This window comes from Dyella silvatica, assembly GCF_026283955.1.
Taxonomy (GTDB): domain Bacteria; phylum Pseudomonadota; class Gammaproteobacteria; order Xanthomonadales; family Rhodanobacteraceae; genus Dyella_C; species Dyella_C silvatica.
Genome location: NZ_JAPDPE010000020.1, coordinates 35,224 through 51,396, shown reverse-complemented (window position 1 = coordinate 51,396; position 16,173 = coordinate 35,224). Strand labels below are relative to the sequence as shown.

Below are 16,173 nucleotides of genomic sequence, written 5' to 3'. Positions count from 1 at the left end.
AAGGTCGATAAATGCGCGCCGCGTTTGCCGACAATTAACTTGGTCACGCCGCCATTCACCAGCACCCAGTTCAAGCGGAAACCATGACTATCGGGGATCTGCAGTAAATCCTGAGTGATTGCGGCAATCGGCCCGCCCGAGGTGAACACCAGTGCATCTGTGGCCGGCGGCAGGCGCGCCAACAGGCTGTGCAGCGCCTGTCGGCAACGTGCGCGAAAGGCCAGCCAGGTCTCGCTGTAGTCGGCGTCGTGCTGGCCGCTGACCCAGCGCAGCACCGCCGCCTCGAAAATCGTTTGAAACATGCGCTGTGGGTCGGGCGAGGCCAGCAGGTCGGCGCGCAGGCGTGCATGGTCGGCGTATTCGGGGCGATAGGCGCGGACGATGCGGTCGTGATCGAATTCGTTCCATTGCGCATCGACCTCCCATTCGGTCGCTAGGCCGATCGCTTCAAGACATGCTTGCGCCGTTTGTCGATGTCGCTGCATGTCACCGCAAACAATGAGCTGCGCGTGCGTGAGGGCAGGGGCCAGTGCGGCACCCAGCAGCTGCGCCTGTTGCGTGCCGCGTTCGCTGAGACGGTCGTAGTCGGCTTCGCCAAAGGCCGCCTGACCGTGCCGGATCAAATACACCGTACTCATCGGTGGCTAGCCGGCGTGGCGATGCAAAAGAACTTGTCGCTGGCGTGCATTCATGCCTCCGGTAGCACCACGATCTTGCCGCGTACCTGGCGTGAGGCCATCCGTTGCAGCGCGTCGACCGCATCATGCAGCGGTACTTGTTCGGTCACAGGTGGCATGATCTGCCGGCTACGAAACCAGCTCAGCAGTTGCAGCAGCTGCGCTTGTTGCAGCGCCGGGTTGCGCTTGGCCCAGTCACCCCAGTAGACACCGAGAATCGCGCGCTCTTTGAGCAAGGCGAGATTCAACGGGATGCGCGGTATATCGCCCGTCGCAAAACCCACCACCAGCAAGCGCCCGCCCCATGCGGTGGCGCGCAAGGCCGGTTCGCTATAGGCGCCGCCGACAGCATCGTAAACCACATCCACGCCACGCTTGCCGGTCAAGGCATCCAGCCGTTCGCGCAGATCTTCGCTGGCATAGTTGATGGTTTCGTCGGCGCCGTGCTCGCGGCATAACGCCAGCTTGGCTTCGCTGGACGCCGCGGCGATGACGCGGGCACCCATCAGCTTGCCGATTTCGATGGCGGCGATACCCACGCCGCCGGCGGCGCCGAGCACCAGCAGGGTTTCACCCTGCGCCAGTTTGGCGACATCTTGGAGCGCATGCAGCGAGGTGCAATAGGTCAACAGCAAGGCGGCACCGGTGGCGTAGTCCATATCGGCGGGCAAGGGGATGATGGCGCGCGCATCGACGACGCAGTGCTCGGCCAAGCCGCCGTGCGGAACCAGTGCGATTACCCGGTCACCGAGCATGAGGTGATGGACACCTTCACCTACCGCCTTGATCACCCCGGCAAATTCGGCGCCCGGCGAAAACGGCAGCGCCGGTTTGACCTGATACAGCCCCTGCACGATTAACGCGTCGGGAAAATTCAACGCCGCCGCCTTGATGTCGACCACGACCTGGCCGGGGCCGGCGACTGGCGCGGCGACCTCTTCGATGCTCAGGTTTTCGATGGGGCCGAATGCGTTGCAGAGCAGGGCTTTCATGCGCGATTCCAAGGAGTGGGGTAGCACGGTGTGATCAGGGGCATGGGTCGATCAGCGGCTGATGGTCAAGGCCGGTTGCCTTGCCGCATCGCCCGGCGGCAGCGCCAATGCAGGTAATGCACCAGCTGCCAGAAGTTCTTGAACGCTGGGTTGCGGGTCTGCCGGTGGTAGTAGCGGTAGTAAATCTGCTGCGCGATGGCGGACAGGCGAAATAATCCATACACCTCATAAAAAGCCCAGTGCTCGGGTTCGAATCCGCTCTTGGCGCAGTAATAGGCCACCACTTCGTTGCGGCTAAGCATGCCGGGCAGGTGGGTGGGCTGGCGCCGGGTGGCGCGCGCCATGAAGTCATCATCCGCCTGAACCCAATAGGCCATGCTGTTGCCCAGATCCATCAGCGGATCGCCCAGGGTGGCCAGCTCCCAATCCAGCACCCCGATGACCCGAGTCGGGTCATTGGGATCAAGCACCACATTGTCGAAACGAAAGTCGTTATGGGTGACGCAGATGCGCTCTTGCTGGGGCAGATGCGCTTGTAGCCACGCCATGATTTTTTCGCCGCGCGGCACGTTCCAGGTACGTGCGTCGAGGTAACGTTTGCTCCAGCCGTCGATCTGGCGCCGCGCATAACCGGCGCCGACGCCGAGCTTGTCGAGCCCGGCCGCATGGATATCCACTTGATGCAGGGCGATCAGCGTATCGATGACGTTTAGACACAATTGCCGCACGGTGTCCGGCGGCAGATTCAAATCGCGCGGCAGATTCTTGCGCGGGATGATGCCGGCCAGGCGTTGCATCACGTAAAACTCGGCGCCGATCACCGTGGTATCGGTGCAATGCGCACGCATCGCCGGCACGTAGGGAAACACCGGTTGCAATGCCTGTTGAATGCGAAACTCACGGCCCATGTCGTGCGCCGACTTGGCCTTGGTGCCGCTGGGCGGGCGGCGCAGGATCAAATCGTCGTTGGCGTATTCGAGCCGGTAGGTCCAGTTCGACGCGCCGCCGGCGTACTGGGTGACCTTGGGCGTGCCTTGCAGCGAGGGCAGTTGTTGTTTCAGCCAGGCATCGACGGCGACGATATCCAGCTCTTCGCCTGCGCGCACGCTACCCGCTTGATCGGTGCTGGCGCTCACCGCGGCTTGACCTTGCGTTGCATGCGCGCCGCCAACTCGGCCAGTTGCTTGCGCATCATCGCCAGATACCAGCGGTACGGCAGGTAGCGTTTCAGTCGCCAGGCACGGCGAGCTTCCGGGTGGGTGAAAATATGCGTGTCGCCCCGAGCGACGCCGTCGAACACTTGCTGGGCGATCTCATCCGGGCCGATGCGGGCGCGCTCGACCAGCCGCTTGGTCATCGATGCAAGTTGCGGATTACTGGCGCGCATGTTTTCTGCCAGGGCGGTGCGAAAAAATGCCGGGCACACCACGGTGACACCGATGCGGTCGGCTTCCAGCTCCAGTTGCAGGGTTTCCGTCAAGGCGACTACCGCGGCCTTGGTCGCGTTATACGCCGCCGCCTGAGGCATATGGATCAGCCCAGCCATCGAGGCGACATTGACCAGCTTGCCGCCGCCTTGCGCACGCAATAACGGCGTGAACACCTTGCAGCCACGCACCACGCCGAGCAGGTTGATGTCGACAATCCATTGCCAGTCGGCGAGCGAAGCTTCTTCGATGCCACCCATCTGCGCGACGCCGGCATTGTTGACGACTACATCGACGCCACCCCATTCGCGTTGCAGCCAATCGGCGGCCGCCTGCACCGCATCCTCGCGAGTGACGTCGCAGGCGAGTGCGTGGTTAAGAGGCGACTGTGCGTGCAGCGCGGCCAGGGTTTGCGCGCAGCGCGCAAGGTCCAGGTCGCCGATGCATACACGCCAGCCGGCGCGCGCATAACGTTCGGCGAGTGCGCGGCCCAGGCCGGAGGCGCCTCCAGTGATGAAGATGCGCGAGCTCATGCGCACCGCCCATTGTGGCCAGCGTCGATGCGGTCAGCAGCGAGCGTATGCAAACCATGGTTGCCTGCGCCGAGCCGAGCATGGCTGGGGTGCTGGCAGCGTGATTCGATCAGGCCGTGGTTAGCGAAGCGTGGAGTCATCGTGTCCTGCCGAATCAAGAAAGGTGCGGAAGGGTGTAAGCGTGGTCTGCGTCTAATGTTTGTACTTGGCCAGTTCCATGCGTGACAGCAATCCGCGATGTACTTCATCCGGGCCGTCGGCGATGCGCAGCGAGCGGGCAATCAGGAACAGCCCGGTCAGCGGCACGTCGTGCGACACACCGGCGCCGCCATGTATCTGGATGGCTTGATCGACAATGGTTTGCAGCACATTCGGCGCGACGACTTTGATCGCGGCGATTTCGGTCATGGCGTGCTTGACGCCGGCGGTGTCGATTTTCCAGGCGGCATACAGGGTGAGCAGGCGCGCCTGGTCGATGGCAATACGCGCATCGGCGACACGCTCGCGGTTGCCGCCAAGATCGATCAGCGGTTTGCCGAAAGCGACCCGGCTCAGGCCTCGGGTTATCATTAATTGCAGGGCGCGCTCGGCAGCGCCAATCGCACGCATGCAATGGTGAATACGGCCTGGGCCAAGACGGCCCTGGGCGATGGCGAAACCTTTGCCAAAGCCGAGCAGCAGATTTGTTTTGGGTACGCGTACATTCTCGAACACCACTTCGCCATGACCATGCGGCGGGTCGTATTCGCCATAGGTCGGCAGCATCCGGGTGATCCGCACGCCGGGGGCATCCATCGGCACCAAGACCATGCTGTGACGGCTATGCGGTTCGGCATCCGGATCGGACAAGCCCATGAAGATCGCCAGCTTGCAGTTGGGATGACCGATGCCGGTGGACCACCACTTCTTGCCGTTCAGTATCAGCATGTCGCCATCGACCTGGATGGTCGCCTGCATGTTGGTCGCATCGGACGACGCTACGTCTGGTTCGGTCATGCAGAACACCGAGCGGATCGTGCCGGCCAGCAACGGCTTCAGCCATTGCTCTTTCTGCGCATCGCTGCCGTAGTGATAAAGCACCTCCATGTTGCCGGTGTCCGGCGCGCTGCAATTGAAGATCTCGGCGGCGAATTCGCTATGCCCCATGGCTTCTGCCAGCGTCGCGTATTCCAGGGTGCTTAAACCGGCGCCGAGGGTGGCGTCGGGCAAGAACAGGTTCCATAGGCCGGCGGCGCGAGCCTTGCTCTTGAGCTCTTCTATGATCGGCAGCACCCGCCACTGGCTCCAGTCGGCACCGGTATTACGGCTGGCGTTATCGTGCCGGTAGGCTTCTTCGATCGGTTGCACGTGTTCGGCGATAAAGGCTTGCAAGCGCTGCAGGTAATCCAGCGTTTTCGGGCTTAAGGAGAAGTCCATGGCTCTCTCGTGATAACGGGTTGTCGGTTTAGCTGTCGCGCAGCGCGCGGCGCAGCACTTTGCCTACCGGCGATTTCGGCAGCTCGTCGATAAACAGGATCTGCCGCGGGCGCTTGTAATTCGTGAGGTTTTTCTCGCAATAGCTGCGCATGCTTTCGACGCTCAGCTGCGGGTCTTTCTTGACCACGAACAATTTCACCGCTTCGCCGCTGTGTTCGTCGGGCATGCTGATGGCCGCGGCCTCCAGTACGCCCGGGTGTGCGATGGCGACTTCTTCGATTTCGCTGGGATACACGTTGAAGCCGGAGACCAGAATCATGTCTTTTTTGCGATCGACGATGCGCACATAGCCTTGTTCATCCATCATCCCGATATCGCCGGTTTTCAGGAATCCGTCGGCGCCCAGCGCTTGCTCGGTTTCTTCCGCCCGTTGCCAATAGCCGGCCATCAATTGCGGCCCGGCGATACAGATCTCGCCGACTTCACTGATGGGCAGGTCGTGGCCCTCTTCATCGCGAATGAGCATATCGGTGGAGGGCAGCGGCAAGCCGATGCTGCCGTTGAATTCATGGCGATGCGGTGGATTGCAGGTGCCGGCGCCGGTGGTCTCGCTCATGCCCCAGCCCTCCTGAATCCAGCGGCCGGTCAAGCTATGCCAGCGTTCGGCGATGGCTTGTTGGGTGGCGGCGCCACCACCGATAAAACTGCGGCAGGCGGAAAAATCCACCGCGCCGATCTGCGGGTGATTGAGCAGGGCGTTATATAGCGTGTTCAACCCGGTCATCAGATGAAAGCGGTGTTGCTGCATTGCCTTGACCAGGCTGTTGATATCGCGCGGGTTGGGTATCAGCAGGCAGCATGCGCCGATGCTCAGGCTCATCATCGACAGGTACAGGGTATAGACGTGGTAAAGCGGCAACGGCACCAACAGCAGCGGATTGGCCACGGCAGGTGTTTCGGTCAGCGCCGGTCGCATCCATGACTCCGCCTGGCTGACGGCGGCAAGCAGGCTGCGATGCAGCAGCATGGCGCCCTTGGCGACACCGGTGGTGCCGCCGGTGTATTGCAGCATCGCCAGGTCGCCCTGGCCCGGTTGCGCTTCGTGCAGTGGCAAGCTGGCGCCGCGCTGGAGCACGTCGTTGAATCGATCATGCCCGGGCAGCGACCAGGCCGGCACCGCCTTCTTTACCTTGCGCACCACAAAATTTGTCAGTACGCCTTTGAGGCCGCCCAGCATGTCGCCGACGGTAGCGACCACGACATGTTTGACCTCGGTCTGTTCGCGTACTTGCTGGAACACATGCGCGAAATTTTCCAGGATCACGATGGCTTCGGCGCCGCTATCCTTGAGTTGGTGCGCCAGCTCCCGCGGGGTGTACATCGGGTTGACGTTCACCACCACGAAACCGGCGCGCAGGATGGCCGGTACGCAGACCAGATATTGCGGCAGGCTGGGCAGCATCACCGCCACCCGCGCACCTGCTGCCAAACCCAGGCTTTGCAGCCAGGCGGCGAGTCGATGCGAAGCTTCATCCAGTTGCCGATAGCTCACCGTGACGCCCATGCATATCAGCGCCGGCTTGTCGGCGTGCTCTTTAAAACTGCGGCTGAAGACGTCGCATAGCGAGCTGTATCGATCGAGCTCGATCGATGTCGGAACGCCGGGTGGATAGCTGCCGTACCAGCGCCGCTCTAGCGCGGGGTGGGTAGGGATACCGGGCACTGACGAGTGAGCTGACGGCATAAGGCGGCCTGGTGAGTGGGTCGGTCGGATCCCTCATGGATCGCCTTCCCAGCGGTGAATACAGCCATGCTAGGACTCAGGCTATAGTGAATGAAGTGATATTTACTAATTGCATCCAATGAATAGCATTCATACAAAAACCGACCAGCTCGACCTCAATCTGCTCAAAGTGTTCGAGACCGTTTACCGCGAGCAACACCTTAGCCGGGCCGCGCAAAGCCTTTCGCTGACGCCCTCGGCGGTCAGTCATGCGATTCGCCGCCTGCGCGAGCAATTGGCTGATCCGCTGTTTGTTCGCGATGGCCGGCGGATGAGCCCTACACCCTCTTGTCAGCGCATGGCGCCGGCCTTGCTCGATCACCTGACCAAGCTGCGCCAGCTGTTGCAGCAATGGGGGCAGTTCGACCCGCTGCGCACGCAGCAGACGTTTCGCATCGGTATGCCGGATGCGATCGAGGTGATGTTGTTGCCCGCCGTGGTGCAAGGCCTGAGCCAGCAGGCGCCGCACGCGGTGCTGGCGAGCAGCGCCAGCGATCGTAAGGAGATCACGCGTGCGCTGGCCAGCGGGTATCTCGATCTGGTCATCGATGTGGCCTTGCCGATCAGCGAACCCGTGCGTCACCGCCCGTTGTTGCAGGATGCGTTTTGCATCGTTGCGCGGGCCGGGCATCCGTCGCGGCGGCGTCCTACGCTGGCGCAGTATCTGCAAGCGCAGCATGTGGCGGTGTCGACCCGCGCCAGCGGCTCGGTGATCGAAGACACCGCCTTGTTGAATCTCGGCTTGCAGCGAAACATCGCGGTGCGCTGTCAGAACTATCACTCGGCGTGCAAGCTGGTGGAGCAGTCGGACTACCTGCTTACCATGCCGGCGCGGGTGGCGCGGCCGATCTGCACCACCCTGGCTTTGCGGCAATGGGCGTTGCCGTTCGAGTTGCCGCCGATCCAGCTGCATATGTACTGGCATGTCAACAGCGAGTTCGATCCGGCCAATCAATGGCTGCGCCAGCTGATGATGGCGATCGAGGTGAAGCAAGGGTTTGGCTAGGTGGGGCCGGGCCGATGCCTGGATCACTGGCGCGTCAGCTCGCGTAACCCGGGTTTTGCCGGTCCAGCTTGCGCAACAGCCCCGGCCAGGCCAGCGCACCGCCCATGCCGCGAGTCACCTGTTTGGCCTGTAGCTTGATGCCGTCCAGGATGGCCTGGTGAATCGTCACCAATTCGCGATTACCCGCCAGCGCGCGTACTTGCGCCATGCAGGCGCTTTCGAAGATGTACATGCCCAGAAAAGCGTCGGCTATGGTCGTGCCAACGGTCAGCAGGCCATGGTTGCGCAGCATCAAAAAAGCGCGGTCACCGAGGTCGCGTACCAGCCTGGGTTTCTCCTCGTCGTTGAGCGCGACACCTTCGTAGTCGTGATAGCCCAGTGAAGACAGCACGAACAGCGATTGCTGCGAAATCGGCAGTACGCCATCTTTTTGCGCGGATACCGCCACACCATTGAGGGAGTGCGTATGCATCACGCATTGAATGTCCTCGCGCGCACTGTGCACCGCGCTATGGATGGTGAAGCCGGCGGGGTTGACCGGGTAGGGTGAGTCGGACAGCTTGTTGCCGTGCTGATCGACCTTGACCAAGGACGACGCGGTGATCTCCTCGAACATCATCCCGTAAGGGTTGATCAGAAAGTGATGCTGCGGCCCGGGCAGGCGCGCGCTGATGTGGGTGAAGATCAAATCGTCCCAGCCGTATAAGGCGACCAGGCGGTAGGCCGCGGCCAGATCGACACGCAGCTGCCACTCTTGCGTGCCGAACGCGTGGTCTGCCTGGGCTGCATCAGGGTGATCGGCCATATTCATAAGGGTTGCTCCGGGCTGGACGGCATCTTGTAGGCCTAAGCTTGAGCGGAGCGTGATGGCCGGGCATAGGACCGAAGCGGTCAGTTTCGCCAACCCTGGGTTATCAGTCAGTGCCGCCGTTTCCACGGCAGCTTGGGACTAGATATCTCGGGCTGGACGTATAGGGCACCGTGGCTGCCAGCGGCGGATGGCCGTTACGCCAATTGACCGCAATTGTCCCCGTGCCATTGACCGTGAAATATTCGCTGCCGGCTTCGTCACAAGCCCGTCATGGAGCTTTGTTGCACGAATCCGCGGCCGTCGTCGTCGTTGGCCGGGCTTCGAATCGGCCCGAACCGTCCTGACGTAAACCCGGCCAAAGAATCAACATACGAGACGGGGAGCATGGTTTTTGCCGCGGCTGTTTGGCGATACATCGAAAGTGCGGAAAGACTTGCGCTAGTGCCGGTGGGGCCGTGCCGTATGGGCCTCACTGGAACGATTTTCACGCGGGAACGATGCAGTAGATCGGCCGGGATCATTCACAGGGTCACCTAGGTGGCGCTATCCCACCGGTTAGGTCGTCATAAGATCGTCGAGGGGATGTACTGATGTCTATTCGTCAACGAAAACTGGCCGCATGTCTGCGCAGTATTTTAGGCAACGGCGTTGCACTGTCTTTATTGTTCTGTGGCCATGCCATGGCGCAGACCCAGGCCACGGCCGACACGCAAAGCCAGGCCAAGCCGGCGAAAGCGGCGAAGGGCCAAGTCTCTGCCGAGAAAAAGGATGCGGTCGAGCTGGGCAACGTCACGGTGACCGCACAAAGCCGCACCCAAGAAGTACAAGACGTGCCGATCCCGGTGCAAATCGTCACCACCAAGCAGATCGATGCGCTGGCGGCGACTGATTTTTCCAAGATGAATGGCTACGTTCCAGGCTTGTTTGTCGACGGCTCGCAGCCGACCCAGCCGGTGTATTCCTTGCGCGGCATCAGCGTGACCGACTTCGGTATCGGCACCGATTCGCCCATCGGCATCTACGAAGACGGTGTCTACACCGGCAAGACGGGTGGCGCGCTGCTGACCTTTAATGACATTCAACGGGTTGAAGTATTGAAGGGTCCGCAAGGTACCCTGTTCGGCCGCAATAGCGCGGGTGGCGCCATCTCTGTGGTGACCAACGAACCCGAAGACGACTGGGAAAAGAAACTGCGCGTGCGCCTGGGCAACTACGGCACCCGCTATATCGATGGCGTGTTGAATGCGCCGGTTTCGTCCAGCGCCGCCTTGCGTTTCAGTTTTGTCGATACGCAAAGCAATGGCTGGCTGCACGATGCCGCCAACGGCCAGCACTACAACAAGAACGACGATTGGGGCATCCGCAGCCAGTTCCGCTGGAACGCACCGGGCGATACCAAGGTGCGTGTTGCCTGGGAGCATGAAAAACTGAATCAGCCCGCGCGACCGGCGATCGGCCTGGTCGCGGTGCCACCCGCGCCGGGCGTACTGGGTTATCCGGCTGACCCGTCGACCTACCTCAACCCGATCCATGCGCCGATCTACAACGACGTCGTCGGCAATGGCGAAAAACGCACCTTCGACGGTGTGACGCTGTTTGTCGACCATTCGTTTTCATTCGCCGACTTAAGCTCGATTACTTCCTACCGGCATTTCAAGACCTCGAATCTTGAGGACTCCGACGGTACCAATCAGCGTTACCTGTATCTGGATACCAACAATATCGAGAACAACAGCAGCTGGTATCAGGAGATCAAGCTGTCTGGCAAAAACGATTTGCTCGATTGGGTGGCCGGCACCAGTTACTACTTCGACAATGCGCGGCAAACCAGCCAGATCGACGTTTTCACCGACAGCCTCGACACCATTCTCAACAATACCCAGCAAGCGCCGGGCGGCCTGTATGGCCCCACCGGTGTGGCGGTAGGCATGCCGGGTTTGCTGTTGAACGACCCCTGGCAAGAAAGCATGATTAACCATGGGCGCTCGCACGCCTATGCCTTGTTCGGCGACGTGATCTGGCATTTGAACGATCGCCTGAACCTGACTACCGGCTTGCGCTTTACCCGCGACGAAAAGGACTTCAGCTGGTTCAACCCGCCGCGTGTCGCGCCGCAGCTCGATGCCTCGCTGAGCGCCTTGCAGGCGATGGGTTTCTTCAGCCAGCCCGGCGCGCCGCCGATCCAGGCCTTTCAGCAAAACATCGAGTTCAACAGCCCGGTGGCGACGAATGCTCCGTTCAGCATCAAGCACAGCTGGAACGATTTCAGCCCGCGCGCGGTGCTCGACTACAAATGGACGCCTAACGTGATGGTCTATGGCTCGGTCTCCAAGGGGTATCAGGCAGGCGGTTTCAACGCGCAGCAAGCTAACTCGGTCTATCAGCCGGAAGAGGTATGGAACTACGAGTTCGGCGTGAAGAGTTACTTCCCCGACTATCACTTGCTGTTGAATGCGTCGGCTTATTACTACCGCTATACGAATTTGCAATCGTTGAATTTGATTGCCAATGCCAATGGCGTAGTGCCGGTGTACGAAGTAACCACCAGCGACCAGCATGCGAAAGGGCTGGAACTCGAAGCGCATTGGCAGGCGACCAAGGCGCTGCGTCTTAACGCCAACGTCACCTACACCAATGCAACGTATCAGCATTACGTCAATCCGCAGGGTGCCAGCCTCGCGGGGCAGCCGGTGGGTGAGCCGTTGTGGTCGGCGGCAGCGGGCCTGGAGTATGTCTGGCACGGGGTGTTCGATGGCGACGTCAATGCCACGCTGCAGCAGGCTTACCGCGGGAAAACGCGCTGCAACAGCGATTCGGCGGCACAAGGGCAATGTCTGAGCACGCCGGCGTTCACGCTGGGCAAGGCGCAAAACCGCACCGATCTACGGCTGGGCTGGTCGTCGCCGAATGCGCCATGGAGTGTGGCGCTGTTCGTCAATAACGCTTTCAACAAACGTTATGTGCAAAGCATCAACAACATCAGCACGAGCATTCTCGGCACCCCGTTTGCCTACATCACGCCGCCGCGCACCTGGGGAGTGGAGATGGCTGTGGATTTCTAACCCGTTGCGATGAGGCGGCCTCATGGTACGAGGCCGCTGTCACCGGCAGCATGTGCAGTCGGAGCTCTTATGTCGAAGTCACGCACGATCTGGCTAGGGGTGGCATTGGCAGGCGTAGCGCTGCTGGCGGTGGTGGCGTGGAGCCACCTCAACCGGCCCGCGAGCGCAGGCGACGGTGCGACGAATCCATTCGGCAGCGCGGCCTCGCTGGTGCAAAAAACCGCGGCGATGGCCGCACCGCCGGTGCTTATGCATCACACCGGGCCGGGCCCTGCCGAAAGCGCATTGGACCTGGCGGCCCTGAAACAAGAGCTGGCCAGCCGGCCCGATGGTGAGGCGGAGGTCCAGCGCATTGTCGCGTTCGCGCGCTTTCGTGACGAAGTCTCGGCCTATGGCACCGACCGCGCCAGCATGTCGCCGCAGCAGCGGCGTAGCGAGGCGCAGCACATTATCAACGAGCTTGCCGGGCACGTTACCAATAAAGAAATTCTGCCACTGCAAGCGGAGGCGATGAGCGCCACCTTGCTCAGCGATGCCGAACCCGATGCCGCCTTGCGCGACGCACAGATTCGTAGCGTCAAGCAGCAATGGGATGCGTACTCGCAGCAAACGGTGGGGCCATCGCCGGCGCTCGACCCTCGCCACCAGGCGTATGTGCAACAAAGCACCCAGATCATTCAAGACGTGCAATCGCAGGTCGCCGACCCGGCCCAGCAACAGGCCATCATCGCGTCACGCTTACAGGCGTTGCGTAGCCAGCTCTACGACACGCCGACAGCTCAGTAGCAGGGAACGTAGCAACGATAGCTAGTGCCGATCCTTGGATCGGTTGAAAACCACGACATATCAGGAGGCATCATGCTTACCGCACATCGTCGTATCTGGCATTGGATGGCGAGTTCACTGATGGGCTTCGCCATGCTTAGCGCACATGCAACCGGTGCCAGCGCTGCAGCGGCACCGACCCAACCCGACCCATCGATTCCGTATTACCAGTGGTATGAAGTCACGCTGCCCGCCGACAGCGGCGCGGATTGTGGCAATGGCACGCCTTACCGTTTTTATATCAATCGAGCGCCGTCGAAGAACCTGTTGTTCACGATGGAACCGGGCGGTGCCTGTTTCGATTACGGCATGTGCACGAATACCGAAACTGGCCCTGCGCAAGGTCTGGGCGCGTTCAACCCCGATGGCATTCCGCAGAATTACATGAGCGGAACCTTCAACGAGTCGTTGCTGGCTACGTTCCTGTCGCCATTGATGACGCGGATCAACCTGACCACCATCCTGGTCGGCGAGCCGCGGGTGGAGACCCAGGACTGGAATCAGGTCTTCATGCCGTACTGTACCGGCGATATTCATATGGGCAGTGCGATACGCAGCTATACCTCGCCCGATGGCAGCGCCTCGCGTGTGCAGCATTTCAATGGCTTGAAAAATGCGCAGGTGGTCACCCAGTGGCTGGTCGATCACGGCTTTGCCAAGCCGGATCGGCTGATGGTTTATGGGCTTAGCGCGGGTGGCTTCGGCACGCTGTCCAACTATGCGTTGATCCACGATACCTTGCAGCCGCAGGTCAGCAGCTCGGCGCTCAGCGACGCCGGCACGCTGTTCAACACGCGTTTTGACGATGACCCGATCGATCACCCCTCGGTGTATCTGTATCGCAAGGTGGCGGCCGAGTGGGATTTCGCCGCGCCGGATGGCCTATTTGCGCTGGCGGCACAACGGCTGAAGAGTTTTGATCCGAGTAATCTCGGCAGCATTTATACGGCGCTGTCGCAGCAGTATCCGCATGATCGTTTCGGCCTGTCGACGTATCAGCAGGACAAGATCATCGCCGCGTATCACTATCGCCCGTTCGTACCCTCGGTCATCGCCGCGCCGGATGATGCCAGCAAGGATGCCGCCGCGCTGGCGCTGTTCGACCAGGAGCTTCCAGGTATCCAGCAGGTCACCGCGCCGCTGCCCAACTTCGGCTACTACATGCCGTGGGCACGCAGCGATTTCATCAATAATCACATGGTCACCGCGGTGAGCTTCAGCGGCTCCAACATCCATGAGAACGGGGTCAACGCCAATGTCAGCGACTTCGTCAATGACTTGTTGTCGCAACAAGATCCGGCCCTGGTGCCGGTGATGAAGGTCAAGCGGACGCAGCGCTGGTCCGACTTCAGCTTCTCCACCTTCCTGTCGCTGATCGACAGCATCTTCAACCTGACCGGCGATGCCGGCAATATTTCGGGCCATAAGAGCTGAGCAGGTAGCGGTGAAGTGATCGTCGATGGAGCGCCCTGATCGAGGGCGCTCTATCGGTGTTCGGCGTTTTGGCCCGATTTGCCCTTTGGCTTGCGGTGATGGTGTGTTCGACTGTGAGCTGGTTGGGCGATGATGCGGATGGGGCATCGTCGTCTTTGACGAATCGGGGCAATCATGATGGTACCGCTGCGCTATCGCGTTCTTTCGGTGTATGCCGCGCTGCAGGCATTGATGCAGTTCGAATGGCTGCGCTTTGCGCCGATCACCAGCGACATCGCCGCGCATTACGGCGTGTCGCCGAGCGCGGTCGGTAATTTGTCGCTGGTGTTTCCGCTGCTGTTCGTCTTGCTGGCGTTGCCGGCGGGGGTCTGGCTCGATCGCGTACCGGTGCGCACCTCGCTGCGTCTCAGCGCGGTGGGCATGGCGCTGGCGGCGGTACTGCGAATGGTCGCGCCGAGTTACGCCTATCTATTCGCCGGCCAGCTGGCGTTTGCCTTGTTGCAGCCGTTGGTGCTGGGCCTGATCGCCCGGCTGGCACTGGTCTGGTTCGACGAAGACGAGCGCCTGCGCGCCACCGAAATCCCCAGCATGGCGATGTTCGTCGGTCTCGGCCTGGCCTTTGTGTTGGTGCCGATCATCGGCTATGCCACGTTATGGCTCGATGCGGCGGTGCTGGGCGCCTTGGCGTTATTGACCTGGTTCTGGGTGCCGGCCGATCCGCGCCCAAGCACGCTTACCGCAGGCCCGCGGCCGTCGTGGCGCGCCGGCATGCTGGCGATGCTGCGCTCACCGGTGTTCCTGGTGTTGATTGCCTATTTCTTTTTCGCCAACGGCTACTTCAATGCCATCTCCACCTGGCTGGAATCGATTCTTCATCGGCAAGGCATTGATGCGCAGACGGCGGGCATCGTTGCGTTATGCATGCTGGTCAGCGGGATTATTTCGATGGCCTTGATCGAGCCGGTGTCACGCCGGGTAGGCTTGCGCACGCTGATGATGATTGCCGCGGCAGGCTCGATCGGCGTCACCGTGGTGTTGTTCAACAGTGGCTCGGCCATCGTGCTGTGCCTTGCCGGCTTGTTGCTTGGCGCCACCTTGCTGGCACCGTTGCCGCTGTTGATTCAGGCGGTGGTGGGCACCACCGGCGAGGATCATGCCGGCACCGCGGCCAGCGCGTTCTGGCTGGTGGGCAATGCTGGCGCGGTGGCTTTTATCGCGGCGCTGGAACCGGTGGCCGATGCCGGTCGCTGGACCCTGGGCTGTGGCTTGTTGATTGCGCTGTTAGTGGTGCAGGGGCTGCTCGCCTTGGGCGGCCCACGGCGCCGGCAGCCGGTGTAGTCGCGCCGGTCGGCGAGTGATTTACCCGATGCCGTAGTATTTATCGATGATGGCTTCGAAGGTTTTTTGCGGCAGCAGCTTCTGCAGCAACGACACGCTTAGCTTTTGCGCGGTGGGGCCGACCAGGTGGCGCAGCTTGGGTGACGGCGTGTCGATGATGCGTTCGAGCAAGCGCGCGACCGCCGCTGGTGTCGCGCCAGCGGTTTCGTCTTTTTCCATGACTCCCAGGGCGGTGCGGAACCGCTGGTTATAACTGCCCGGCGTCTGTGCTGCGGTGGCGATGCTTCGCTGGGCGGTGAAGCCGGTATGAAAATCGCCCGGTTCGATCAGCGCGACGCGAATGCCATAAGGCCGCACTTCCGCGCGCAGCACTTCGGTCAGACCTTCCATGGCGAATTTGCTGGCGCTGTACAGGCCCTGGAACGGCACACCGATGCGGCCGGCAATCGAACTGATATTGATCAGATACCCACTGCCTTGCTGGCGCAGCACCGGCAGCGTGGCGTGACATACCCGCAGCATGCCGAAGAAGTTGGTATCGAACTGTGCCTGCGCCTCGGCGATGGAGGTATCTTCGATCGCACCGGCAATGCCATGGCCGGCATTGTTGACGACGACATCCAGCCGGCCTTCGCGCGCCAGTATCCATTGCACCGCCTGCCTGACCGACGCTTCCGAGCCGACGTCCATCGGAATCATCGTGACATCGGTGGCGCAGGCTGCGCTCGGAAACGCCGCACCGCGGCTGGTGCCATACACCCGGTATCCGCGTTGTTGCAGATAATCCGCGCAACTTTTTCCGATGCCGGAAGAGGCGCCGGTAATGAGTACGATGCGTGGCGGCTTGGCAGAGGTCATCGTGTCAGCCC

The 16,173-nt window shown here is 61.3% G+C and carries 13 protein-coding genes; 5 read left to right on the top strand and 8 right to left on the bottom strand.

The window, feature by feature from the left end:
* The 6 genes from OUZ52_RS06280 to OUZ52_RS06255 all read right to left on the bottom strand — a co-directional run.
* Positions 1 to 638, bottom strand: a 638-nt coding sequence (locus OUZ52_RS06280) for a histidine phosphatase family protein (RefSeq protein WP_266157518.1), incomplete at its 3' end; no start/stop codon positions are given.
* A gap of 50 nt (positions 639 to 688) precedes the next feature.
* Positions 689 to 1,669, bottom strand: coding sequence for an NADPH:quinone oxidoreductase family protein (locus tag OUZ52_RS06275; RefSeq protein ID WP_266157517.1), 981 nt, complete (start codon positions 1,667 to 1,669; stop codon positions 689 to 691).
* A gap of 65 nt (positions 1,670 to 1,734) precedes the next feature.
* A complete protein-coding gene (locus OUZ52_RS06270; protein ID WP_266157516.1) occupies positions 1,735 to 2,805 on the bottom strand; it encodes a phosphotransferase family protein in 1,071 nt (356 codons plus the stop codon).
* Entirely contained in the window at positions 2,802 to 3,629 is an 828-nt protein-coding gene (locus tag OUZ52_RS06265) for an SDR family oxidoreductase (protein ID WP_266157515.1), read from the bottom strand. Before OUZ52_RS06265 ends, OUZ52_RS06270 begins: the two co-directional genes overlap by 4 nt.
* A gap of 192 nt (positions 3,630 to 3,821) precedes the next feature.
* Complete coding sequence (locus OUZ52_RS06260) at positions 3,822 to 5,045, bottom strand: acyl-CoA dehydrogenase family protein (protein ID WP_266157512.1); 1,224 nt, start codon at positions 5,043 to 5,045, stop codon at positions 3,822 to 3,824.
* A 28-nt stretch (positions 5,046 to 5,073) separates the two neighbouring features.
* Complete coding sequence (locus OUZ52_RS06255; RefSeq protein WP_266157511.1) at positions 5,074 to 6,789, bottom strand: AMP-binding protein; 1,716 nt, start codon at positions 6,787 to 6,789, stop codon at positions 5,074 to 5,076.
* A 118-nt stretch (positions 6,790 to 6,907) separates the two neighbouring features.
* On the opposite strand from OUZ52_RS06255, the gene OUZ52_RS06250 reads away from it, so the two are divergent.
* Positions 6,908 to 7,834, top strand: a complete 927-nt coding sequence (locus OUZ52_RS06250) for a LysR family transcriptional regulator (protein ID WP_266157509.1) — start codon at positions 6,908 to 6,910, stop codon at positions 7,832 to 7,834.
* Positions 7,835 to 7,868: 34 nt separating this feature from the next.
* Here OUZ52_RS06250 and OUZ52_RS06245 read toward each other — a convergent pair whose 3' ends face one another.
* Positions 7,869 to 8,645: a class II aldolase/adducin family protein gene (locus tag OUZ52_RS06245; protein WP_266157508.1), complete on the bottom strand. Its 777-nt coding sequence runs from the start codon at positions 8,643 to 8,645 to the stop codon at positions 7,869 to 7,871.
* 590 nt (positions 8,646 to 9,235) lie between these two features.
* Here OUZ52_RS06245 and OUZ52_RS06240 point away from each other — a divergent pair.
* From OUZ52_RS06240 to OUZ52_RS06225, 4 genes are all read left to right on the top strand, one after another.
* Positions 9,236 to 11,707, top strand: a complete 2,472-nt coding sequence (locus tag OUZ52_RS06240; protein ID WP_266157506.1) for a TonB-dependent receptor — start codon at positions 9,236 to 9,238, stop codon at positions 11,705 to 11,707.
* Between the two features lie 69 nt (positions 11,708 to 11,776).
* Positions 11,777 to 12,493 (top strand): phospholipase C accessory protein PlcR, encoded by a 717-nt coding sequence (gene plcR, locus OUZ52_RS06235; protein ID WP_266157505.1) that lies wholly within the window; start codon positions 11,777 to 11,779, stop codon positions 12,491 to 12,493.
* A gap of 72 nt (positions 12,494 to 12,565) precedes the next feature.
* Entirely contained in the window at positions 12,566 to 13,966 is a 1,401-nt protein-coding gene (locus tag OUZ52_RS06230; RefSeq protein ID WP_266157504.1) for a pectin acetylesterase-family hydrolase, read from the top strand.
* 174 nt (positions 13,967 to 14,140) lie between these two features.
* Positions 14,141 to 15,304: an MFS transporter gene (locus OUZ52_RS06225; protein WP_266157503.1), complete on the top strand. Its 1,164-nt coding sequence runs from the start codon at positions 14,141 to 14,143 to the stop codon at positions 15,302 to 15,304.
* 21 nt (positions 15,305 to 15,325) lie between these two features.
* Here the strand turns inward: OUZ52_RS06225 and OUZ52_RS06220 are convergent, their stop codons facing one another.
* Positions 15,326 to 16,162, bottom strand: a complete 837-nt coding sequence (locus tag OUZ52_RS06220) for an SDR family oxidoreductase (RefSeq protein WP_266157502.1) — start codon at positions 16,160 to 16,162, stop codon at positions 15,326 to 15,328.
* Positions 16,163 to 16,173 lie beyond the last annotated feature (11 nt).

Coding starts and splice junctions, on each gene's coding strand:
- OUZ52_RS06275 (WP_266157517.1), bottom strand. CDS start 1,669: ATGAAAGCCCTGCTCTGCAACGCATTCGGCCCCATCGAAAACCTGAGC.
- OUZ52_RS06265 (WP_266157515.1), bottom strand. CDS start 3,629: ATGAGCTCGCGCATCTTCATCACTGGAGGCGCCTCCGGCCTGGGCCGC.
- OUZ52_RS06260 (WP_266157512.1), bottom strand. CDS start 5,045: ATGGACTTCTCCTTAAGCCCGAAAACGCTGGATTACCTGCAGCGCTTG.
- OUZ52_RS06255 (WP_266157511.1), bottom strand. CDS start 6,789: ATGCCGTCAGCTCACTCGTCAGTGCCCGGTATCCCTACCCACCCCGCG.
- OUZ52_RS06250 (WP_266157509.1), top strand. CDS start 6,908: ATGAATAGCATTCATACAAAAACCGACCAGCTCGACCTCAATCTGCTC.
- OUZ52_RS06245 (WP_266157508.1), bottom strand. CDS start 8,645: ATGAATATGGCCGATCACCCTGATGCAGCCCAGGCAGACCACGCGTTC.
- OUZ52_RS06240 (WP_266157506.1), top strand. CDS start 9,236: ATGTCTATTCGTCAACGAAAACTGGCCGCATGTCTGCGCAGTATTTTA.
- plcR (WP_266157505.1), top strand. CDS start 11,777: ATGTCGAAGTCACGCACGATCTGGCTAGGGGTGGCATTGGCAGGCGTA.
- OUZ52_RS06230 (WP_266157504.1), top strand. CDS start 12,566: ATGCTTACCGCACATCGTCGTATCTGGCATTGGATGGCGAGTTCACTG.
- OUZ52_RS06225 (WP_266157503.1), top strand. CDS start 14,141: ATGATGGTACCGCTGCGCTATCGCGTTCTTTCGGTGTATGCCGCGCTG.
- OUZ52_RS06220 (WP_266157502.1), bottom strand. CDS start 16,162: ATGACCTCTGCCAAGCCGCCACGCATCGTACTCATTACCGGCGCCTCT.